This is a genomic window from Pseudomonas sp. P7779, assembly GCF_013386315.1.
Taxonomy (GTDB): domain Bacteria; phylum Pseudomonadota; class Gammaproteobacteria; order Pseudomonadales; family Pseudomonadaceae; genus Aquipseudomonas.
In genome coordinates this window covers 51,595-74,211 of the sequence record NZ_JACARZ010000025.1, presented here as the reverse complement: position 1 = coordinate 74,211, position 22,617 = coordinate 51,595, and the positions used below count along the sequence as shown (strand labels likewise).

Below are 22,617 nucleotides of genomic sequence, written 5' to 3'. Positions count from 1 at the left end.
CAGGTGGAACGCTGTGGTCACGCTGGCAGCGCATCGGCTCCTGTAGGCTCTATCTGGCAGTGATCGCCGTGGAGTGGCTTCAGTGAAGCTGAGCGGCGGCTAGCGGCCGTGCGGCGCAATGCCAACTCTCATCGAGTTACGCCCCAACTCTTTGAATATAAGTCAATACTTGGGCTGTTCAAATTCCTCCGGTCATGCTAAAACCTTCGAAGCGCTTTTCCTAGCTGCTTGAAAAAGAAGGGAAAAATATGACGAAGTCGGAGTTGATCGAACGAATTGTCACCCATCAAGGGCTGCTCTCATCCAAGGATGTGGAGCTGGCCATCAAGACCATGCTTGAGCAGATGTCCCAATGTCTGGCTACCGGCGATCGGATTGAAATTCGTGGGTTTGGTAGCTTCTCGCTGCACTATCGTGCGCCTCGTGTGGGTCGCAACCCAAAAACCGGGCAGTCCGTCAGCCTCGATGGCAAGTTCGTGCCTCATTTCAAGCCGGGCAAGGAATTGCGCGATCGGGTGAACGAAGACGAAGAAGAAAGCGTCTGAGTGTTTTTGGGGTAGGAGAAGGTTATGCGTGGGGTTAAGCGCGTTGTTCTGGTGCTGGCTATGCTAATTGTCGTGCTGGCAGTGTTGGGGTTCGTGCTGGAAAACCAGCAGGGCGCGTCTCTTTCATTCCTGGGCTGGGTGACCGGGCAGATGCCGGTGTCGGTGTTTGTGGTCGTGGCCTTGATAATTGGAATGCTGCTGGGACCGCTGTTTAGTGTCATCGTTGGGTGGGGTCGACGTCAAAAGTCCATGCCCGCAAGGCGTGGGTAGAGCTTCCATGGTTATTGTGTCACTCGCGAGCCGTTCGTCGGATTTTTCTGGTGCGGTGCGCATCGGTTACGTCGAGTGAACGGCATGTGGTAAGTCCGGCGATACCGCTGACTATTGTCTCGCGGCTACGAAATTTGCTTTTCTGTCCTTCTCGGACGGCCTATATAAGGGTTGCCCCTATCTGTGTAGGAAGACTCCTACAGATATGTCAAGACTTGTAATATGTCAGTGAGATGGCAAAATGGAATCTGTTCTCGATAACAGGCATTTTGTGCGCTAAAGTCCGGCAGCGACGCTGGTTTTTTTCGGCCATATAACTAAAATAAAAATACACAATCTTGTCTGCATAACGAGCCCGCAGTTTCTCTTTGAAGGCAGGTTTTTGTTGTGAGTAGTAGCTTCCGTGCTCCCCCGGTTCGATCGTCCGACGAAATTGATTTTGTGCGACTTTTCGCGTCTGTCTGGCAACAAAAAAAACTTCTGCTTTTCGTCACTCTCGGGGCGGGATTGATTGCGGCGTCCTACGCATTTTTAGCTTCCCCTGTATATAAGGTCAGCACGGTTTTGCGGCCTGCGGCGATTAATGATTTGGATGCGCTAAATCGATCAGAGATATATCAGCTTCCTCCGGCTGACGCGCTCCTCAAAGTGGGCGCAGCGCTCGACTCTTATGATACGCGCCTGAGCTATTTCAAGAAAAACCAGAAGCTTTTCGAGAAATTTGTTCGTCCTGGGCAGACTCTGGAGCAGAGTTTTCAGGAGTTCAATCATGACTCTATTCGTTTGATTCTTCCTGATGCAGATAAGAAAAATTCGCTGAGTTCCTACATCAAGCTCGAGATGATGTATCCGAAAGGCGTCGACGGCGTCTCTATTCTTAATGGCTTTGTCGACTACGCTATCGAAAGTGAGCGCGAACGCGTCACGGCTGATTTGAATGTGATCGTTAAAAACCGTTTGAGGGAGCTTAAAGGCAAGCTCGATTCGGCTCGCTCAAACTACGATATTGAAAAAGAAGCCAAAATAGCGTCATTGCGAGAAGCTGACTCGTTGAAACGCGCGCAATTGCAGGATGAGTTGAAGGCGCTGCGTTCGCAGTTGAAAACCTTGCGTAGCGACCGTATTGCTCAGCTGAATGAGGCTATAGGGATTGCCCGTTCCCTGGGCATTCAAAAGCCGGCTACGCCTTCTTCACTTGGTGAATCGGCCGTGACGAACGCTGGTAGCGTGATGCGTACTGAGGTGAACAACCAGCAGATCCCACTTTATTTTATGGGGGTAGATGCGCTTAAGGCTGAGCTTGCTGCATTGCAGTCACGCAAGTCGGATGATTTTACCGAGTCGCGCATCGCTCAAATCGCCAGGGAACTTCAGTTGCTCGCATCCAACCGAGAGATTGAGGTCCTCGATGCTCGAAAAAATGAAGATATCTTTCTTGCCGGCGTTCAACCGTTGAGAACAGAGATTTTCCGTTTGAGTAGCCTGAATATCGACCTGGCGAAGCTGCGGCTGGTGAGTATTGACCAGCAGGCCCTTGAGCCGTTGGTTCCGTCGAGCCCGAATCGTCCATTGATCATTTTTCTTGGCCTGCTCCTGGGGGCGATTGTCGCGATTGGTATTGCGTTGGTCAGGCAGGCGTTACGTGCTGCTCGCGACAATGCAGAGCGCGATGGGCACGAGCCGGCAGGCTCACTTCTCCATTCGGTCGCTCAGTTGGATCGGCAACAAGAGCCTGGCAATAAGTTAAACCGAAAATAACTCCAAGGCCGTGAAGCTTTTGGCTTCACGCGTTTTCCCCTCGGGGCCGTATTCTTGCTTTCATACGGAACCTGCATTACGTGCTTGCGCAACTGTGAACCGCCGAGGGGCATTCCTGGGTGGTTTCTCGGCTATCAAAAGTTACTAAGACTTTGCGTCGAGTCTTCATGGCGTTTCGGCATTTGATCTTTGTTTACTTGTGCGGGCGTCAAGCGTCCTGCACAGGTTTGTATTGTTGGTTTAATAGTTGATGGTGCACCGCCTAATACGGTTTGATGTGGATTTTTATGTGCGGTCTCCAGGTTAATGGCTTATGGCTAGTATTGGTTCGGAATTTGATAAGGGCGTACCGTTCGGCCAGGTCGGTCGTGCAGGGTGCGCCGGCGATTAGCAACGAGCTGCATGGCACAGTCGAGCGTGGGCCCAATTGCGATCTCGGATAGGTCGGGTTCCTGTGGGGCAATAACCAAAAGCCCAATTTCAATGAGAGGTTGCGACGCACCATTGCGGTGAAGCGGCTCACTGCAAATGTTGCGGTAAAACCTTGTCCTGTCCTGAACTGAGGGGGGGATGATGGGGTCTCATGGGGCGTGTGGTTGAGCCAGCCAGGCGTTATGTTGGCACGCTTGTTGATGATATGCTGCGCTGCAAAGCAGAGGCGGTTGCAGTTGGAGCGGCGAAAACTCGCTTGCGCGTAATCGGTAGGTCAGGCAGGGGCATGGCAGCGTTGCTGGTTTCCAGACTGATTCTCTGACTAAATAATGATATGGAATCGTTGGTAATCTAATGACTTTAAAGATCTTGAGTGTTTTCGGTACGCGACCGGAAGCTATAAAAATGGCTCCATTAGCTTTAGCGTTGAATGCAGATGAGCGTTTTGAGGCCAAAATCTGCGTCACGGGTCAACACCGTGAAATGCTGGATCAAGTGTTAGAGTTATTTAAACTTGAACCTGACTTTGATCTTAATATCATGAAGTCGGGTCAAGACCTTACCGACGTGACAACTGGTATTCTTCAGGGAATGAAAGAGGTCTTCCGGACTTATCGGCCGGATATTGTCTTGGTGCATGGTGATACCGCTACGACCTTTGCAACTACATTGGCGGCGTACTATCAGCAAATTCCTGTGGCTCATATCGAAGCTGGGCTTCGCACCGGAAATTTATATTCTCCCTGGCCGGAAGAGGCCAATCGAAAGTTGACGGGAGCGCTCGCGCTTCTTCACTTCGCTCCTACTGAACGATCGCAACAGAATTTACTGCGTGAAGGGGTGTCACCTGACGCGATTCATGTGACTGGGAATACTGTAATCGACGCTCTGCTTGAGGTCGTACAGAAGCTCGAGACCAATGACCAGTTAAAACAGAAGTTCTCCGAGCAGTTCGCATTTTTACCTGCTCAACGCCGCGTCATCCTTGTGACAGGGCATCGGCGTGAAAGCTTCGGCGATGGATTCGAAAGGATCTGCAGTTCGTTGGCTTCGATTGCCCATGAGTTTGATGATGTGGAGATCGTGTACCCCGTTCATTTGAATCCAAATGTCCGTGAACCGGTCAACCGTTTGTTGGCTGGTATAAAAAATATTCACCTCATCGAACCATTGGATTATCTACCTTTTGTCTATTTGATGAATCGGTCGTACTTGATTCTGACGGACTCCGGTGGTGTGCAGGAAGAGGCACCTTCTTTGGGCAAGCCCGTGCTGGTCATGCGGGACACTACCGAGCGGCCTGAGGCGATTGAGGCGGGTACCGTCAGATTGGTCGGTACAGAGAAGGACAAGATAGTTCACCACTTGCGTGAGCTTTTACTTGATCAGAAGGCTTACGAGGAGATGAGCGTTGCTCATAATCCTTATGGTGACGGTCACGCCTGCATGCGTATTGTTAATGCTCTAGCCACTTTCAAAAATTAAGGTTTGGTCATGGATTTTTCCACTATTTCTGTAATTGGTTTGGGCTATATCGGTTTGCCAACCGCAGCCGTTTTTGCTGCGCGAAAGTTAAAGGTCATTGGTGTCGACGTTAATCAAAAGGCCGTCGATACGATCAACGGCGGACAGATTCATATCGTTGAGCCTGATTTGGACATAGTCGTGCACGCGGCCGTGACCGAGGGGTATCTGCGCGCCAGTACACGACCTGAGCCGGCGGACGCCTTCTTGATTGCGGTGCCCACTCCTTTCAAGGACGGTCATGCTCCGGACCTTTCTTACATTGAGTCCGCAAGCAAATCCATTGCGCCAGTATTGAAAAAGGGTGATCTGGTCATCCTCGAGTCCACTTCTCCCGTGGGTGCGACTGAGAAGATGTCGGCATGGCTGGCTGAAGCACGCCCTGACCTGACGTTCCCGCAGACCCATGGCGAGGCGTCGGACATTCGCGTGGCTCACTGCCCTGAGCGCGTGCTTCCCGGTCACGTGTTGCGCGAGTTGGTACAGAATGATCGCGTCATCGGCGGGATGACACCCAAGTGCTCAGAAGCCGCCACACGTCTGTACAAATTGTTTGTGGAGGGCGAGTGCATTATCACCAACGCCCGAACAGCAGAAATGTGCAAGTTGACCGAGAACAGCTTTCGCGATGTGAATATTGCCTTCGCGAACGAATTGTCGATGATATGCGATAAGTTCGATGTCGATGTGTGGGAGCTTATCAAGCTCGCCAACCGGCACCCTCGCGTCAATATCCTCCAACCAGGACCTGGCGTGGGTGGGCATTGCATCGCCGTCGACCCTTGGTTCATCGTGAGTCAGGCTGAAGGCCAGGCGAAACTGATCCAAACTGCACGCGAAGTCAATGACTCAAAACCGTCGTGGGTTATGGAGAAAGTTGATGCTGCTGTGGCCGATCATCTGTCGAGTCACCCCGGGAAGTCGGAAAAAGACATTGTTATCGCGTGCTTCGGCCTGGCATTCAAACCTGATATTGATGACCTGCGGGAAAGTCCATCTCTGGAAATTACGAAAAATATCTCAAGCCGGCACGCCGGGAAGGTTATTGTCGTAGAACCTAATATTGATTCTCTGCCTGCGACGTTGCCGAACGCTGAGTTGTGCACAATAGAAGAAGCGTTTGAGCGCGCGGATGTCTTGTTGTTACTGGTGGATCACAAGCCATTCAAAAGTGTTTCTTCTTCACTTCTCGAGGGTCGCCGGATTGTTGATACCCGGGGAATCTGGCTTGTATGAAAATTCTTCCGGTTATTATGTCTGGAGGCTCGGGAACGAGACTCTGGCCGCTTAGCAGAACTCTTTACCCGAAGCAGTTTCTGGCAATTTCGGGGCGGGAGACGTTGTTTCAGCAGGCGATTGCCCGACTGTTGAAGATTGACGGTCAAGGCTCGGATTTATTGGCTCCATGCATCGTTGCCAACGATGAGCATCGTTTCCTGTGTCTCGACCAGATCCGGGAAATGAACGTTTCTAAAGCTGTTGTCATTCTTGAACCGGTAGGACGCAATACGGCCCCTGCGCTTACGTTGGCGGCGCTTTATGCGCGCGATGAGGTGGGAGAGGAGATTGACCCGGTTCTGGTCGTTGTCCCGGCCGACCAGATGATTCTCGATATTAAAGCTTTTACTGACACGGTCAGTAAAGCGGTCGATGTTGCGAAAGACGGCAGCATTGTGATCTTGGGGATTACGCCTGATCGCCCTGAGACGGGTTATGGTTATATCCACTCGGCAGACCCCTCTACCGTCAAGAGGGTGGATGCGTTTGTTGAAAAGCCTGAGCGGACAACCGCAGAAAAATACCTGGAAGATGGAAGCTATTTCTGGAATAGCGGTATTTTTGTGCTGCGCGCGTCAGTCTGGTTGAAAGCACTGGGCGCGTTCAGAAGTGACATCTTCGATGCCACTGAGGCCGCGTGGAAGGGCCGAGTTGAAGATAATGGGTTTATTCGACCACAACTTGACGCGTTTTCCCTGATACCGCCTGAGTCGATTGACTATGCCGTGATCGAGCATTGCGCGAAAACGCCTTCAGCTGGCCTGACGTTGAAAATGCTCACGATGGATGCCGGTTGGTCTGACCTGGGAGCATGGGATGCTGTTTGGCGTTCGAGTGAAAAGGACGAAAAACAAAACGCTACCCATGGCGACGTAATAATAGACTCCAGCTCCAATACATTGGTTTACGCCTCTCACCGTTTGGTAACGGCCGTGGGGCTTGAAAATATTGTTATCGTCGAAACGCCTGATGCCGTATTGGTTGCGGATAAAGATCGTAGCCAGGGTGTGAAGGCTATTGTCGAAGCGTTGAATATCAAGGCCAGGCCAGAATCAAAGCTTCATCGTCGTGTTCATCGCCCTTGGGGCTGGTACGACAGCATAGATTCGGGCTCACGCTTTCAGGTGAAGCGGATATTGGTGAAGCCGAAAGCAACCTTGAGTTTGCAGAAGCATTACCATCGGGCGGAGCATTGGATTGTCGTGTCTGGTACCGCTGAAGTCACCTGTGAAGATCGTGTTTTTCAGCTGAACGAAAACCAGAGTACTTATATCCCTATTGGCCATGTTCATCGCCTTTCCAATCCTGGCACCATTCCTCTTGAGATCATAGAGGTGCAGTCGGGAACGTACTTGGGTGAGGATGATATTGTTCGATTTGACGATACCTATGGACGTGTTTAAGGCTTAAATTTTTAGGAGTTGTACAGATGCAGAAGCATGCGCTGGTTACTGGTGTTACAGGTCAGGATGGGGCTTACCTTGTCGAACTGCTGCTGTCCAAGGGTTATAAGGTCTATGGCGCCTATCGCCGCACAAGTTCTGTAAGTTTCTGGCGATTAGAGGAACTTGGTGTTTTTGGGCATGATGATCTTCATCTTGTCGAATTTGATTTGACTGATCTCTCCGGAACTATTCGTTTAATTCAGAATTGCGCTCCGGACGAGGTTTATAACCTGGCGGCTCAAAGCTTCGTAGGCGTTTCCTTCGATCAGCCAATTACAACCGCGCAGATTACCGGAGTCGGTGCGCTTAATTTGCTCGAAGCGATCCGAATAGTAAATCCGAAGATTCGTTTCTATCAAGCTTCGACATCTGAAATGTTTGGGCTGGTACAGGCTGTTCCTCAATCTGAAAGCACGCCTTTCTACCCACGCAGCCCTTACGGTGTTGCGAAGTTGTTTGCGCATTGGACAACCATCAACTATCGCGAATCATATGATATTTTTGCCACCAGCGGCATTCTGTTCAATCATGAGTCTCCGCTGCGAGGAAAAGAGTTTGTTACTCGTAAAATTACCGATGCTGTCGCCAGTATCGAAATGGGCGAGCAGCAAGTGCTGGAACTCGGAAACATGGATGCCAAGCGAGACTGGGGTTTCGCTAAAGAGTATGTAGATGGCATGCACCGGATGTTGCAGATCGACACACCGGAAACATTTGTGCTTGCTACCAACCGTACTGAAACCGTTCGTGATTTTGTTGCCATGAGCTTTAAGGCCGTAGGGGTTGATATCGATTGGTCTGGAAGTGGCGAGAACGAATTCGGCGTTGACCGTCGTACCGGCATCACCCGGGTAAAAGTTAACCCACGCTTCTATCGACCCGCGGAAGTCGAGTTGTTGATTGGCGACGCTTCGTTTGCAAAAGAGCGGTTAGGCTGGAAACCAGAAACGACGCTGGAGCAACTGTGCCAGCTGATGGTTGAAGCTGACTTGAGAAGGGTTCGCAATGGCACTTCAAAGTAAAGATCGCACAGTACTGATTACAGGGCTCTCGGGTTTTACTGGAAAGCATTTGGCGCAAAGCCTCACCAAGGCCGGCTGGCGGGTTGCCGGCCTTGGTGGGGAGCGCCTGGCCTGTGAGTTCGACCACTTGGATGCGGACCTGAATGACACGGCGCGACTCAGTGGTTGGATAAAGCAGGTTCAGCCCACCCATGTTATTCACTTGGCCGCGCTGGCGCATGTCACCAGCAGCGATGCCTTGTCATATTACCGAGTCAATGTATTGGGTACAGAAAGCCTTCTTAATGCGATTAAGGAGGCTGAGGTGGTCGTTGAAAAAATCATCATTGCGAGCAGTGCAAACATTTACGGGAACGCTATTTCATCGCCCATTTCAGAAAGCAGTGAACCGCAGCCCGTTAATCATTACGCACTGAGCAAGCTGACGATGGAGGCCCTTGTCCGCAAGTGGTTTTCTCGTATGCCTATATTGGTGGTACGGCCATTCAATTACACTGGACCCGGCCAGTCGGAGTCATTCGTTTTCTCCAAGATCGTGGGCGCATTTGCCCGTGGAGAAAAGGAGCTCAGATTGGGCAATCTGGATGTATCCCGCGACTTGTCTGATGTCGGTTTTGTGGTGGAGGCCTATTCAAGGCTGTTGACGTCCAATCAACGTGGTGAGTTTATAAATATCTGCTCGGGGCGCAGCATTTCCTTACTGAGCGTGATTGATGAAATGGAACAGATTGCAGGTTATCGGCCAACGATAACAGTTGATCCTGCCTTTGTCAGGGAAGATGAAGTTAAAGAGCTTTATGGTAGTCCGGCCAAGCTCTTTGATGTGGTAGGTGAAATTAATGTGCCTAGTTTGCACGATACATTGCTGTCAATGTATCAGCAGAAGGCACGTGTTTAATACGGTTGGCAAGTAACGGGTTGGTGCACTGTGCGTATATGTTTTTTTGCTAATATGTCCGCTCACGCTAATTGGCGCGAGATGTTTGATAAAGTTGAGTTTTATCGGGTTGATATTCGAATTCTCAAGGAGCTCGGACACGAAGTCGTTCTATCCGGGACGCCGGGCACATTAGATTGGAAAGCGGATCTCTATTTTTGTTGGTGGTGGGGGCATTCGCCGCTTCCGTTGCTCGCCGGAAAACTCCGTCGTCGGCCGGTAATTGTAACTGGGGCCTTTGACTACTCCACCTGCCGGAAAGAGATCCCGGGTCTGTGTTATCTGGACCGTCCGCTATGGCAGAAGGCAGTGCTGCGTACCTCGCTGTTATTAGCCGATCGAAACCTGTTCATCTCAAGATCGGAGTGTGAGGAAGTCACAACCAACCTGCCGGTGAGAAACCCCGTGTACGCAACGCTGGCGATTGATACAGATTACTATTCTCCTGGCGAGCTACCGGCGGTTGGATCGAATTACTTTTTTACGGTGACCTGGACCAGTCGTACGAACGCCATTCGTAAAGGGCTGATTCCGACGATTGAGGCGTTTGCAAAGGTTTCGGCTAACGCAAGTCATCTTCGCCTGGTTGTTGCTGGCAAACATGGTGACTACCTGCAGGAACTAAAAGACCTGGCGCAGCGCCTGGGTGTGGCAGACAAGGTGGAGTTTGTCGGGATGATTTCCGATGAAGAAAAGCTGCACCACTACCGCAATTGCCTGGCCTATGTTCAACCAACGCTCTATGAAGGTTTCGGGCATGCGATCGGCGAAGCGCTGGCGTGTGGCGCGCGAGTGATCACGTCGCCTCGGGGCGCGGTGCCTGAGGTCGCGGGTAACTTCGCTTACTGGGTTCAACCAGATAGCCAGGAAGAAATTGCTGCAGCCATGGAGACGGTTGTCGCCACGCCGACTTGCGCTGAAGATGCCAAAGCCAGGCATCAGTGGATTTCTTCCAATTATTCCATCGCAGCTCGTCGTGTGGCGCTTAAAAATGTCCTGGATTCCTTGTCGCTGGTGAAATAAAGGAGAGCTTCGTTGATAGTGTTTATAAAGATTCATGGTGGTAGCGTGTGTTGAATCGTCTGATCAGCATGTTTGAAAGTTCGAAGCTGTTACAGCTGATCGTTATTACTGCCTGTATTCAAGGTGGGGTAATAATAAGTCAGTTTTTGATCACGCCTTGGGTTGATCCGTCGGTCGTCGGCGTGGTGCGCTCGCTGGAAACAATTATTGCTCTTGTCGTACTGGCAGGAAGTTTGGGCATGCAAAGCATCGCGATTCGCGATACGGCGGCGAGTCATGGTACTTCTCGTCAAAGTGAAGTGCTTCGGCAAGTGTTTTTGTTGGTCGGGATCGCTTCAGGTGTCGTGATTGCTGGTATATACGTCGCCCATGAGTTTGTGCTGACCTCTGCGATTAGTTCTTATGTTTTTACAACCTGTGGCTTGGTGCTGTTGACTAATTTGCTTCGTGTAACGACTGGCTTTGCTCAGGGGGCGAAGGCGATACGCGAGATCTACTTCGTTCTGATGCTGGTTACCGGGGCGGGCGTTATTCTGCATGTTGTATTGACGAAGTTGTATGGTATCCAGGGCTGGATGGCCGCTCGTTATCTTGGTGAGTTCTTTTGTCTCGCTGCCGTTTGGTGGAAACTGCGAGCGCATATCTTTCTGGCGCTTGATTTTCGCCAGGTGAACGGGCGCGAATTAATGACAACGGCCAAGTCCGGTGTCATTGTCAATGCCAGCCTGTTTGTTCGTCTGTTGGTGGATAGTCTGCCTGTCCTGATGTTGACTGCTTATCATGTGAAAACCGACGAGATCGGTTTTTTTGGTATTGCTATATTGAGCCTTATTCTTGGCTTGCTGCCATTGGCAATCATTGCACAAAGGGCCCTTCCTGAGTTGGTCGAGGTCATCCATGATAAAAGCGAGTTGCGCGAAAGGTATCATGCATTCTCAAAAAGCATGTTAAAGATCTCATCCACGGTTGCTTTGCTGTTGATCCTTTGCTCTTGTATATGGTTGGTGTGTGTGGGCGGTGTTTATAAGCAGACGGCCATGTATATCATTGTGTTGGCGTTGACTTTGCCCCTGAAGGCTATGGCTCTTGCTTGCGGTACAATACTGGTCGCATTGCGTGTTTTTAGTTTAAGCCTTAAAACCAATATTGTAGAGGGCTTGCTTGTTCTTTTAATTCTATACGTCGGTATCCCTGTTTTGGATGCTTGGGCTGGCGTTTTGGGGTATGTGGTTGGTGCTGTTTTGTCCGCCGTGCTGCTTCTGATTGCGGTGAGAGTCCGCCTCGCTGATTTATGACCCAAGAGGTTGATACCTTGGAAGAAAAATATTTAGGGCCTGAGCACTTGCGAGTCCCGCTTGAAAAAAAAGCGTTTGATTGTTTTGGCGTTGGCTTTTTCTTTTTGGTGATCTGGTTTGCAGGCGTTATTGTCCCATTATATCCCTTTATCATGGGGTTTGATGGGTTTAGTCAGTTTTGGGAGTTTGCCTTTTTCGATAAGCAGAGTTCTATTGACTATGCCATTTTGCTGTATGCCGGGGCTTTGATTTTTGTTTTGATGGGGTGTTGGTTAGGACGGAAAACGCATTTTAATTTTCCCGTCGGGATACGCTACATAGTAAGTCCAAGGATTTTTTCGCAACGGGCCTTAGGTTTTTCGTTAGTGGCGCTGCTGGCGTTTACAACTATTCTTGTAATCCTAGGCGGGGTCTCGGGGTTGCTTCAAGGTGCCAGTGACAGGATAAGGGCGTTTGCAGGTTTGAACGGCTTGTTCCTCTTGGAGAACTTGCTGCTCTCTGTCTCGCTGGCCTGGTATATCCGGTTGACCCGTGCCGGGAAGAAGTCACTTTCCGAGCGGTTTTGCTTCTGGTTATATTTTTTGGGCGGTTTGTTTATTTGCGCTCTCCAGGGGCAGAAATCGACAATTTTTATTATCGTATTGTCGCTGATTATAGTTCGGCATTACCGCGTTAAGCGTGTCAGTCTTGTAAAAGGAGCGGTGCTTGGGGTGGTGATGTTTGTTTCGCTGATGACCTATCACCTGTTTAAGCAGGAGTTTCTCGCGACAGGTAGATTCTTTTTCATTAACGAAGATCAAGGTGTTTTCCTGTCGTTCATTCATTTTTTGGCGACTCAGTTTACGGGTAATCTAATGCAGTTGCAGACCATGACTGTGCTCATAGATGCTATGCCCGAGAGGCTGGAATGGCAGAATGGCACGACGCTGCTGATGGTTGTATTGATTTTAATACCTTCGGGTCTTTTCCCGAATAAGCCACTTACCGCAGCCGGGGTGTTTACAGGTGCCTTTTGGCCAGATAAATGGCTCATGGAAGGTACGACATTGCCGCCAGGTATTTTTGGTGAGCTTTATATGAACTTTGGCACGCTGGGCGTACTATTCGGCGGTTTTCTTCTTGGCGTTATAGGTGGGCGGCTTTATGGCGCAGTTGTCTATAACCCTCAAAGCGACCGAGCGTTAGGTCTTTATGCATTGGCGATCGCCTCCCTGCTTCACCTTTTTCGAGGGGAATTGGCGTCGGTCGCTCTTCTCATAGCGTCTATATGGCTTCCTTTTTTATTCTTGAGCTCAAAGCGCGAAGAGCCAGTCAATAACCCAATCTAGAGAAACTGATATGTGCGGAATTTTGGGCTACATTCACAACGGAACGCGGGAATCTATTGACTTCTCTTCAGCGCTTTCGTTTATTCGACGTCGTGGGCCTGATGATCAAGGCGTCTGGGCCGATACCGACGTTGGTGTATGGTTGGGCCAGGTGCGCCTTTCCATTCTCGATACCACTTCCGCCGGTCACCAACCCATGGTCTCTGCCGATGGGCGAGTGGTCATGGTGTTTAACGGTGAAATCTATAACTTTCGGGAGTTAAGGGCTCATCTCGAAGCGGCGGGGGATCATTTTTCCAGCCAGTCCGACTCCGAAGTATTGCTCGCACTGTTCTGTCGTTATGGGATTGAGTGTTTAAACCGTTTGAACGGGATTTTCGCGGTCGTATTCTGGGAACGCGACACCGAAACGCTTTGGGTGGCTCGAGATCAGATGGGCGTCAAACCCCTCTATATCCATTCCAGTGATGGTTGTTTTGCATTTTCAAGTGAAATGAAGGGCTTGATCCGAGGCGGCTTCAGTAAAACTGAAATCGACCCGCAAGCCGTACTCGCGCACCTTGGTTTTCTCTGGTCGCCGGGTGATCGGACGATCGTGCGGGATATCAAAAAGGTTTTACCTGGCCAAGCGTTATGCGTCCGTAATGGGCATATCGAGAAGAGTTGGTTTTACTACGAACTGCCGATTTCCGAGAAACCCCTGACAAAAACGGTTGCTGATGTCGCTGTTGATGTCGCCGATGCCGTCAGGACTGCCGTCCAGCGTCAGTTGGTGTCCGACGTACCCTTGGGTTCATTCTTGTCAGGCGGCTTGGACTCCAGTGCCATCGTCGCGTTTGCAGCGCAGGAAATGCGCGATAAGGGGCGGTTGCAGTGCTTCAGTATCCGTGTAGACAACGGCTCCACTGCGAACGAGGGGTTCGCCGATGACCTTCCGTACGCACAGCGCGTTGCCAAGCATCTGGATGTCGACCTGCATGTCGTAGGCGTCGGCGATGAGATGATGGATCGTCTGCCTGAAATGGTTTATCTGCTCGATGAACCTACGCCGGATCCGGCGGCGCTGAATGCGTTGTTCATCTCGGAACTGGCAAGCCAGAACGGCATCAAGGTTCTGCTGTCGGGTGCTGGGGGAGATGACATTTTCACGGGCTATCGTCGTCATTTCGCGTTGGCGCAAGAGCGTTGGTGGGGCGGAATGCCTCGACCGCTGCGTTCGGTTTTGGCCAGCAGTTCAAACCTGCTTCCTGCATCCTCTCCGCTGTCTCGTCGTCTCGGGAAGGCTTTTCGCTATGCGGACTTGCCTGCTGATGATCGCTTGATCAGTTATTTCCTCTGGCTTGAACCTGAACAGGCGTATGGCCTGTTGGCGCCAGACTTGCGACGCCAGCTGGCGGCCGATGATCTGTTTGCGCCGATGCGAGAAACACTTTCGCGGCTGCCTTCGGATGCCACGCCCCTTGATAAAATGCTCACCCTGGAGTGCAAGCATTTTCTCACCGATCACAATCTCAACTACACCGACAAGATGGGTATGGCGACGGGCGTTGAAGTGCGTGTGCCGCTGCTGGATCTTGACCTGGTCCGCCTGGCTGGCTCACTGCCATCGGATATCAAGCAAAAAGGCCGGGAAGGGAAATGGATTTTCAAGAAGGCCATGGAACCCTATCTGCCTCACGACGTCATCTACCGGCCCAAGACGGGCTTCGGCGTACCGCTTCGCAACTGGTTGCAAGGACGCCTGAAGCCTTTGGTCGATGAGGTGCTTTCTCCTGCATCCCTGCTGAAAAGGGGGATATTCGATCCCAAGGCGGTGGCGCATCTGATCGAAGCAGATCGTTCAGGCCGGATAGACGCTGCTTATACGTTGTTCGGCATCGTTTGCATGGAACTCTGGTGCAAACAGTATCTGGACGGCGATTTCGCCCTCGACGGTTGAGTGGGCGGCGACGCCACGGCCTTATCCGATGGTAGGATACATAGCTCTATACAAGTTTCTCAGTGATGAGTGAATTTTTAACTTTATTGGTGTGAATGCATGAAGCAGGTTGTTCAGAACATGGCTAGCGGTGAGACGTCATTGGTTAATGCACCCGCTCCCGCCGTTCGTAGTGGCACGCTAAAGATCCATACAACCAATACGCTGATTTCTGCTGGCACGGAACGCATGCTGGTAGGGTTTGGCCGTGCCAACTGGTTGGAAAAAGCTCGCCAGCAACCTGACAAGGTCCGCATGGTTCTGCAAAAGGTCCAGACCGATGGCTTGGCGACAACGGTGGAAGCCGTTCGCTCGAAGCTTGCGCAGCCGTTGCCGCTTGGATACTGCAACGTGGGTGTTGTGGGTGCCGTGGGCAATGATGTGTCCGGGTTCAAGCCGGGCGACCGTGTGGTTTCCAATGGTCCTCATGCCGATATCGTTGTTGTTCCCAAGAATCTGTGTGCCTTGATTCCGGACTCGGTCAGCGACGAAGCCGCTTCGTTTACGGTGCTTGCCAGCATCGGCTTGCAGGGCATTCGTCTGGCTCAGCCGACATTGGGTGAAACCTTTGTAGTCACCGGCGTAGGCCTGATCGGACTGATGACGGTCCAGCTCCTGCGGGCTCAAGGCTGCCGGGTACTTGCCGTTGACTTCGATGAGCAAAAGCTGGCATTGGCTCGCAGTTATGGCGCCGAAACCTGCAACCCCGGCAAGGGCGAAGATGTTGTTTCGGCGGGAATGACATTCAGCCGCGGAAGAGGGGTGGATGGCGTCATCATTACGGCGTCGACCAAGTCGTCCGACCCGGTCACCCAGGCGGCACACATGTGCCGTAAGCGTGGGCGCATTGTTCTGGTAGGGGTAACCGGGCTTGAGTTGAGTCGAGCCGACTTCTATGAGAAGGAACTGACATTCCAGGTTTCATGTTCTTACGGGCCCGGGCGCTACGATCCGAGTTACGAAGATCAAGGCAACGACTTCCCGATAGGTTTCGTTCGCTGGACTGAGCAGCGCAACTTCGAAGCCGTCCTGGACATGCTCGCCAGCGGCCAATTGGAGGTCAACTCGTTGATCTCCCATCGGGTTGCATTCGAAGACGCCGCGGATGCCTATCAGACGCTTACGACGGATAATTCGGCGCTGGGCATCATTCTTCAGTACACCTCGGAAGAGACCGAGCGAAACATCAAGGAAGTGGTGCTGGCACCTGGTGCGGTAGCCAGTTTCGACCCGGTCAAACCCGTGGTGGGCTTCATCGGTGCAGGAAACTATGCATCAAGAATGCTGATACCGGCATTCAAGGCCGCAGGGGCTCAGTTCCATACGATTGTGACTGCCGGTGGCATCAACGGTGTAATACACGGCAGCAAGGCCGGATTTGCACAAGCCTCGACTGATATCAGTGCGATGCTTGGCGAGAGCACGATCAACACTGTTGCAATTGTCACCCGGCACGACAGCCATGCCCGTTTTGTCGCGCAAGCGCTGGAGGCGGGTAAACATGTGTTCGTCGAAAAGCCATTGGCCATTGAAGCCCAGGATCTGGCAACGGTTGAAGAGGCCTATCGAAAGGCTGTCGAACAAGGGCTCAAGCCACATTTGATGGTGGGGTTCAATCGACGCTTTTCGCCGCAGGTGCAAAAGATGAAGGCGTTGCTCTCGGCTGTAAAAGAGCCCAAGTCTTTCATCATGACGATGAATGCCGGAGCGATTCCCGCAAATCACTGGACCCAGGACCCGTCAGTCGGCGGTGGGCGCATTATTGGCGAAGCGTGTCATTTCATCGACCTGATGCGTTTTCTCGCGGGCAGCAAAATTGTTTCGATCCAGGCCCGCAGAATGGGCGATACGCCTGCTGTTGCCATTACGGAAGATAAAGCGGCGATCACCCTGGGGTTTGAGGATGGCTCTTTCGGCACCATCCTCTATCTGGCCAATGGCGCTTCAAGCTTTCCAAAAGAGCGAGTTGAAGTTTTCGCTGCCGGACGCGTCCTGCAACTGGATAACTTCCGCAAGTTGAAGGGGTTCGGCTGGCCGGGCTTCAGCAAGCTGAATCTCTGGAAACAGAACAAGGGGCAAAGCGAGTGCGCTGCAGCTTTCCTGGCAGCGGTGCAAAACGGGGCGGTCACGCCGATCACTTCCGATGAGATTTTCGAAGTGGCGCGCGTGAGCATTGAAGTTGCCCGGATTCTGCGCGAGCAATGAGCCTTCTTCTTGTTAAAGCCAAAACTGCGATAGCTCTCGGTTTTGGCAATCTGGCGCGTGCATTGACGTATCGGCTCGGGGTCAAGACTGGCTTGAACCCGGTCCGACGCCTTCGGGCTGAAATTCCTCAAGGCCCGTTTTTTGCGGAAAGTGCGAGGCAGGCCGGCTCGTTGCCATGTGCGTCCCAATGGGATTCCCAGGTCCGGTATTTCGGGTTCTGGGAGTGCCCGGTATCGGACGCACCCCCTGACTGGCATTTGAATCCGCTGAATGGAGTTCGAGTGCCTGATCCTGGCCGGGAATGGTGGCGGATTCCTGATTTTGATGCCGCTGTCGGTGATATCAAGAATATCTGGGAAGCTTCGCGATTTGACTGGACGTTGGTCTTTGCCCAGAAGTCCTGTGTTGGCGGGTCTTCAGGGACGGCGCAGTTAAACGGTTGGTTGACGGATTGGTGTGTCAACAATCCTCCCTATTGCGGTCCGAACTGGAAGTGCGGTCAGGAGGCGTCCATTCGTGTCCTGCACCTGGCGATGAGTTCGGTCATTGTCGAACAGTTTGCCAACCCGTTGCCGGGGCTTGTGGATCTGGTCCGACTGCACCTCAAGCGTATCGAGCCGACGCTGAGCTATGCGATGGCTCAGGACAATAACCACGGGACTTCCGAGGCGGCTGCACTTTTTGTCGGCGGCAGTTGGTTGACCTCAAGCGGTTGCCCCGAGGGCGAACGCTGGCAGCGATTGGGGCGCAAATGGCTCGAAAACCGGGCCGCTCGGCTGATCGAGCAAGATGGCAGTTTCAGCCAGTACTCCGTCAATTATCATCGGGTGATGCTCGACACATTTTCCATGGTTGAAATCTGGAGAAACAAGCTGGGGCTCCCGGCGTTCTCCGCCACGTTCCAACTCAGGGCTCGCACAGCCGCGCATTGGTTATTTTCGTTGGTCGACGAGCACACTGGAGATGCTCCGAACATTGGCGCAAATGATGGTGCCCGGCTGCTGCCACTGACGGATACGGACTATCGCGACTTCAGGCCTTCGGTCCAGTTGTCCATGGCGTTGTTTGCCGGAAAGAGAGCCTATGAGGCGGCAGGTGAATGGGATTTGCCACTGCAATGGCTGCTGCTGCCCGGCCCATCGGCGGTAGCGGAGCGTCCAGGTAGCCAGCTGTTTGATCAGGGTGGTTATGCATTGTTGCGGCGTGAACAAACCTTCGCTGTATTGCGCTACCCGCGCTTCCGGTTTCGCCCCAGCCAGGCCGATGCCCTGCATGTGGATCTATGGCGTGCAGGCATTAACCTGCTCCGGGATGCAGGTACCTTCAGCTACAACACCTCTGCCCAGTGGCTGAGTTATTTTCCGGGTACCGCCAGCCACAACACCCTTCAATTTGATGGGCGAGACCAGATGCCGAGGCTCAGCCGGTTTCTGTTCGGGGAGTGGTTGCGTACGCGCCAGGTCGAAAGCCTGGTTGAGCAGGCTGGAACAAGCGCCTGCGGCGCCACGTATATCGACGGTAACGGCGTCCGTCATAAGCGGCATGTGAGCCTGAGCGACACCGGCATGCTGGTCAGGGATGAATTTAGCGGATTCAAGGATCGTGCAGTTCTACGCTGGCGTTTGCAGCCGGGGGACTGGCGGCTTGAGGGCGACGTCCTGACCAACGGCTCCCATCGATTGTCGGTTGCAGGCAGCATGCCTATCGTGCGACGAGCGCTCGTCCAGGGTTGGGAGTCTCGTTACTACTTACAAAAAACTGAAGTGCCGGTGCTTGAGGTTGAGGTGACTTCGGCGGGCGTTTTGACTACGGAGTATCACTGGTAGACATGAAAGTCCTTTATTTTCATCAGCATTTTTCTACTCCGAAAGGAGCGACCGGTATCCGGTCCTATGAGATGGCCCGCCGCCTGGTTGCGAGGGGGCATCAGGTGACGATGGTCTGCGGCAGCTACGGTGGTGGCCAAACGGGGCTGGAAAGCCCTTTCGTTGGTGGAAAACGCAAAGGTACCGTCGACGGTATCGAGATCATCGAATTTGACCTGGCGTACTCCAACAGCGATGGCCTGTTCGTTCGAGCGCTCAGCTTTTTAAAGTTTGCAGTGCGCAGTATCGGTATTGCGCTAACCGAGCGTTACGACCTGGTCTTTGCGACCACGACGCCATTGACAGCCGGTATCCCCGGGATATTCGCCCGGTGGTTTCGCAATAAGCCGTTTGTATTTGAGGTCCGGGATCTCTGGCCCGAGCTGCCGAAAGCGATGGGCGTCATTCGTAATCCGGTAATCCTTGCCGCCATGTCTTTTCTTGAGTGGGCAAGTTATCGCTCGGCTCACCGGGTCATTGGATTGTCTCCAGGTATTGTGGATGGCATTGCGCACCGCGGTGTGGCGCGTGATCGAATCGAAATGATCCCAAACGGTTGTGACCTTGATATTTTCAACACGCCTGCTGAGCCATGGTTGCCGGCTGGAGTGGATAAAAGCCATCTGGTAGCGGTCTTCGCGGGTACTCATGGAGTGGCCAACAAGCTGGACGCGGTGCTCGATGCGGCTCGAGAGCTTAAACTGCGTAAGCGCGATGATATCCGGCTGGTTTTGATCGGGCAGGGCAAGCTCAAGCCCGCGCTTCAGAAGCGTGCAGCGGAAGAGCAGCTGGACAATGTGATATTTCATGACCCGGTGAACAAGGCCCGGTTGTCCGGTTTGATGGCCAGCGCGGACCTGGGGCTGCAGATATTGGCAAACGTACCGGCCTTTTACTACGGAACGTCGCCTAACAAGTTTTTCGACTATATCGCGTCAGGGTTGCCTGTTTTAAATAACTACCCGGGCTGGCTCGCCGAGATGATTTCCACCGAGAACTGCGGTTTTGTCGTACCTCCAGATGATGCTGCGCTTTTCGCAGATGCGTTGATACAGGCGGCAGATGATCGTGACGAGCTGCGGGCGAAGGGCGCACGAGGCAGAGAATTGGCGGTCAGAGAGTTTGACCGACGTAAATTGGCTGACCGGTTTGTGGATTGGCTGGAGGGTGTTGCCAGATGATCAAGCGTGGTTTTGATTTATTTGCGTCGTTGCTTGGACTAATTCTGCTTTCTCCGGTCATAGCAGTAATTGCCTGGAACATTCGCAAGAAATTGGGATCTCCCGTTCTGTTTCGTCAGGTTCGACCAGGTCGGAATGGCAAACCGTTCGAAATGATCAAGTTCCGTACGATGCGTGATGCTCATGACGCAAACGGTGAGCCTTTGCCAGACTCCCAGCGCATGACAGCCTTTGGCAGTTTTCTGCGATCCAGCAGCCTGGATGAATTGCCCGAGTTGTGGAATGTGGTCAAGGGCGATATGAGCCTGGTGGGCCCGCGACCGTTGCTGATGGAATACCTGCCTCTCTACAGCGCCGAACAATATCGTCGCCATGAGGTTCGCCCTGGCGTCAGCGGCTGGGCACAGGTCAACGGGCGCAACGCAATAGGCTGGGAAGAAAAGTTCAAGCTGGACACCTGGTATGTCGATAATCAGTCTTTTTGGCTGGATATGAAGGTGATTTTCCTGACGATCAAGAAAGTTCTGGTGCGTGACGGTATCAGTGCCGAAGGCGAAGCTACAGCATCGAAGTTCACGGGCTCCAAGCCATGAGCCGCCTTGCGGTGCTGGGTGCAAGCGGCCATGGCAAAGTCGTCGCGGATACGGCCGAATGCTGCGGTTGGGACACGATTGAATTCTTTGATGACGCCTGGCCCGGTTTGCTTCGAAATGGTGCCTGGAGCGTCGTAGGCAACACCGAGAGACTGTTGGCGGCTGTGCATGAATATGACGGTGTGTTGGTGGCGATCGGCAATAATCGGGTTCGCCAGGCAAAACTGGACCAGCTGAAGGCGGCAGGCGCTACGCTGGTAACGCTGCGCCATCCGGATTCAACCGTCAGCCGGTATGCCACGCTTGGTGAGGGGTCGGTGGTGTTTGCTGGCGCGGTGGTAAACGCCGATGCCAAAGTTGGCAGGGGCGCTATTCTCAATACGGGCAGCAGTGTCGACCACGATTGTCTATTGGGGTCGTGTGTGCACATCAGCCCCGGCGCCCGGCTTGCAGGGGGCGTCTGCGTACAGGATCTGAGCTGGATTGGCATAGGTGCCTGCATACGACAACTCGTGAGCATCGGTTCACAGGTCATGGTTGGTGCGGGTGCCGTAGTTGTCAGAGACGTGCCAGACAAGGTTACGGTCGCCGGCGTGCCGGCCAGGTTATTGGACGGCTCTTGAAAAGTCGTCGCCGCGCGAACAGCGGATTGAGCGAATTGCAACGGGGCTCGTAGTGACGAGTCTTTCATATTTTCGAATGAAAACTGACGGGTACTGGTTGTGTTGAATTCACCATTTTCTCCTTGGCCTTCTTTTACTGAAGAGGAAGCTGACGCCGTACGTGATGTGATTCTGTCCAATAAGGTCAACTACTGGACCGGTACACAGGGGCGTGAGTTTGAGAAGGAGTTCGCTGCATGGGCGGGCACCGAATACGCCATCGGCCTGGCTAACGGAACGGTTGCCCTGGACCTTGCCTTGAAGGCGTTGGGTATCGGTGCTGGCGATGAAGTGATTGTCACCTCACGCACGTTTCTTGCTTCCGTCTCGAGCATTGTGAATGCCGGGGCTGTTCCGGTTTTCGCCGATGTGGATCGCGATTCGCAAAACTTCAGCGCGCAGACTATCCGTGCTGTACTGACTCCTCGCACCCGGGCCGTAATCTGTGTGCATTTGGCTGGCTGGCCTTGCGATATGGATCCGATCATGGCCCTGGCCGAGGAATTCGACCTTAAAGTGATCGAAGATTGTGCCCAGGCCCATGGCGCCCGTTACAAGGGGCGCCCGGTGGGGTCAATTGGCCATATCTCTGCCTGGTCCTTTTGTCAGGACAAGATCATGACCACAGGTGGCGAGGGCGGAATGGTCACAACCAACGATCGTAAGTTGTGGTCGGACATGTGGTCGTTCAAGGATCATGGCAAAAGCTGGGAAGCTGTCTACGAACGTAACCATCCTCCTGGTTTTCGCTGGTTGCATGAAAGCTTCGGTACGAACTGGAGAATGCTCGAGGTTCAGGCCGTCATCGGTCGGATTCAGCTCAAGCGCATGACCGATTGGCAGGCCAGCCGGCTGGCGAATGCCGGGCAGATATGGGAGTGCGCCAGCCAACTCAAAGGCTTGCGTGTGCCAATCATGCCTGAGGGCAGTGTTCACGCGGCGTATAAGTGCTACGTGTTTGTCGAGCCTCAGGCTCTCAAGGCCGGATGGGATCGTGATCGTATTCTGGCGGAGATTTCGGCACGAGACGTTCCGGTATTTTCCGGTTCCTGCTCCGAGGTCTATCTGGAGAAGGCGTTTGACAATACTGGCTGGCGTCCGGCGAGCCGGTTGCCGGTAGCACGGGAGCTCGGCGAGACAAGTGTAATGTTTCTCGTGCACCCGACGTTGACGCAGCATGAGATCGACAAGACATGCTCGGTGCTCAAGACCGTTATGCAGTTGGCTACCGAAGAGTAATCAGTTAGACAGTCAGGAATGCCCGTCTTTGTTTGCA

The 22,617-nt window shown here is 52.8% G+C and carries 18 protein-coding genes; all 18 read left to right on the top strand.

All coding sequences use genetic code 11. The features are described 5' to 3' along the window. Positions 1-248 precede the first annotated feature (248 nt). The 18 genes from ihfB to HX869_RS09145 all read left to right on the top strand — a co-directional run bounded on the left by ihfB (position 249) and on the right by HX869_RS09145 (position 22,580). Positions 249-545 carry an integration host factor subunit beta gene (ihfB, locus tag HX869_RS09230; protein ID WP_008437689.1) on the top strand — a complete coding sequence of 99 codons (297 nt, stop codon included), beginning with the start codon at positions 249-251 and terminating at the stop codon, positions 543-545. A 24-nt stretch (positions 546-569) separates the two neighbouring features. Next, complete coding sequence (locus HX869_RS09225) at positions 570-815, top strand: lipopolysaccharide assembly protein LapA domain-containing protein (RefSeq protein ID WP_008437692.1); 246 nt, start codon at positions 570-572, stop codon at positions 813-815. A 387-nt stretch (positions 816-1,202) separates the two neighbouring features. After that, on the top strand, positions 1,203-2,573 hold the full coding sequence (locus HX869_RS09220) for a Wzz/FepE/Etk N-terminal domain-containing protein (RefSeq protein WP_177008095.1): 1,371 nt from the start codon (positions 1,203-1,205) through the stop codon (positions 2,571-2,573). Between the two features lie 786 nt (positions 2,574-3,359). Next, positions 3,360-4,490 (top strand): non-hydrolyzing UDP-N-acetylglucosamine 2-epimerase, encoded by a 1,131-nt coding sequence (gene wecB, locus HX869_RS09215; protein WP_008437695.1) that lies wholly within the window; start codon positions 3,360-3,362, stop codon positions 4,488-4,490. Between the two features lie 9 nt (positions 4,491-4,499). Beyond that, positions 4,500-5,765 (top strand): UDP-N-acetyl-D-mannosamine dehydrogenase, encoded by a 1,266-nt coding sequence (gene wecC / locus HX869_RS09210; RefSeq protein ID WP_008437696.1) that lies wholly within the window; start codon positions 4,500-4,502, stop codon positions 5,763-5,765. Then, the gene (locus tag HX869_RS09205; protein WP_178903008.1) at positions 5,762-7,210 is read left to right on the top strand and encodes a mannose-1-phosphate guanylyltransferase/mannose-6-phosphate isomerase; all 1,449 of its coding nucleotides are present in this window, start codon (positions 5,762-5,764) and stop codon (positions 7,208-7,210) included. The genes wecC and HX869_RS09205 overlap by 4 nt, the downstream gene beginning before the upstream one ends. Before the next feature lie 26 nt (positions 7,211-7,236). Further along, on the top strand, positions 7,237-8,274 hold the full coding sequence (gmd, locus tag HX869_RS09200) for a GDP-mannose 4,6-dehydratase (protein WP_008437698.1): 1,038 nt from the start codon (positions 7,237-7,239) through the stop codon (positions 8,272-8,274). Further along, positions 8,258-9,172 (top strand): GDP-mannose 4,6-dehydratase, encoded by a 915-nt coding sequence (locus HX869_RS09195; RefSeq protein WP_008437699.1) that lies wholly within the window; start codon positions 8,258-8,260, stop codon positions 9,170-9,172. Before gmd ends, HX869_RS09195 begins: the two co-directional genes overlap by 17 nt. An 81-nt stretch (positions 9,173-9,253) precedes the next feature. After that, entirely contained in the window at positions 9,254-10,234 is a 981-nt protein-coding gene (locus tag HX869_RS31525; RefSeq protein ID WP_250884715.1) for a glycosyltransferase, read from the top strand. 47 nt (positions 10,235-10,281) lie between these two features. Next, a complete protein-coding gene (locus HX869_RS09185; protein ID WP_177019488.1) occupies positions 10,282-11,529 on the top strand; it encodes a hypothetical protein in 1,248 nt (415 codons plus the stop codon). Then, positions 11,526-12,857, top strand: coding sequence for an O-antigen polymerase (locus HX869_RS09180; protein ID WP_177028743.1), 1,332 nt, complete (start codon positions 11,526-11,528; stop codon positions 12,855-12,857). Before HX869_RS09185 ends, HX869_RS09180 begins: the two co-directional genes overlap by 4 nt. A gap of 10 nt (positions 12,858-12,867) precedes the next feature. Beyond that, complete coding sequence (asnB, locus tag HX869_RS09175; protein WP_177008091.1) at positions 12,868-14,796, top strand: asparagine synthase (glutamine-hydrolyzing); 1,929 nt, start codon at positions 12,868-12,870, stop codon at positions 14,794-14,796. A gap of 99 nt (positions 14,797-14,895) precedes the next feature. Continuing rightward, a complete protein-coding gene (locus HX869_RS09170) occupies positions 14,896-17,040 on the top strand; it encodes a bi-domain-containing oxidoreductase (RefSeq protein ID WP_032899671.1) in 2,145 nt (714 codons plus the stop codon). Positions 17,041-17,321: 281 nt separating this feature from the next. Beyond that, positions 17,322-18,866 carry a heparinase II/III-family protein gene (locus tag HX869_RS09165; RefSeq protein WP_371136004.1) on the top strand — a complete coding sequence of 515 codons (1,545 nt, stop codon included), beginning with the start codon at positions 17,322-17,324 and terminating at the stop codon, positions 18,864-18,866. A 2-nt stretch (positions 18,867-18,868) separates the two neighbouring features. Further along, on the top strand, positions 18,869-20,086 hold the full coding sequence (locus HX869_RS09160; protein ID WP_177008088.1) for a glycosyltransferase family 4 protein: 1,218 nt from the start codon (positions 18,869-18,871) through the stop codon (positions 20,084-20,086). Beyond that, positions 20,083-20,679, top strand: a complete 597-nt coding sequence (locus HX869_RS09155) for a sugar transferase (RefSeq protein WP_177008087.1) — start codon at positions 20,083-20,085, stop codon at positions 20,677-20,679. The genes HX869_RS09160 and HX869_RS09155 overlap by 4 nt, the downstream gene beginning before the upstream one ends. Then, positions 20,676-21,302: an acetyltransferase gene (locus HX869_RS09150; protein ID WP_177008086.1), complete on the top strand. Its 627-nt coding sequence runs from the start codon at positions 20,676-20,678 to the stop codon at positions 21,300-21,302. The genes HX869_RS09155 and HX869_RS09150 overlap by 4 nt, the downstream gene beginning before the upstream one ends. A 99-nt stretch (positions 21,303-21,401) precedes the next feature. Further along, positions 21,402-22,580, top strand: coding sequence for a DegT/DnrJ/EryC1/StrS aminotransferase family protein (locus tag HX869_RS09145; RefSeq protein WP_177008085.1), 1,179 nt, complete (start codon positions 21,402-21,404; stop codon positions 22,578-22,580). The last annotated feature ends 37 nt before the right edge of the window (positions 22,581-22,617 follow it).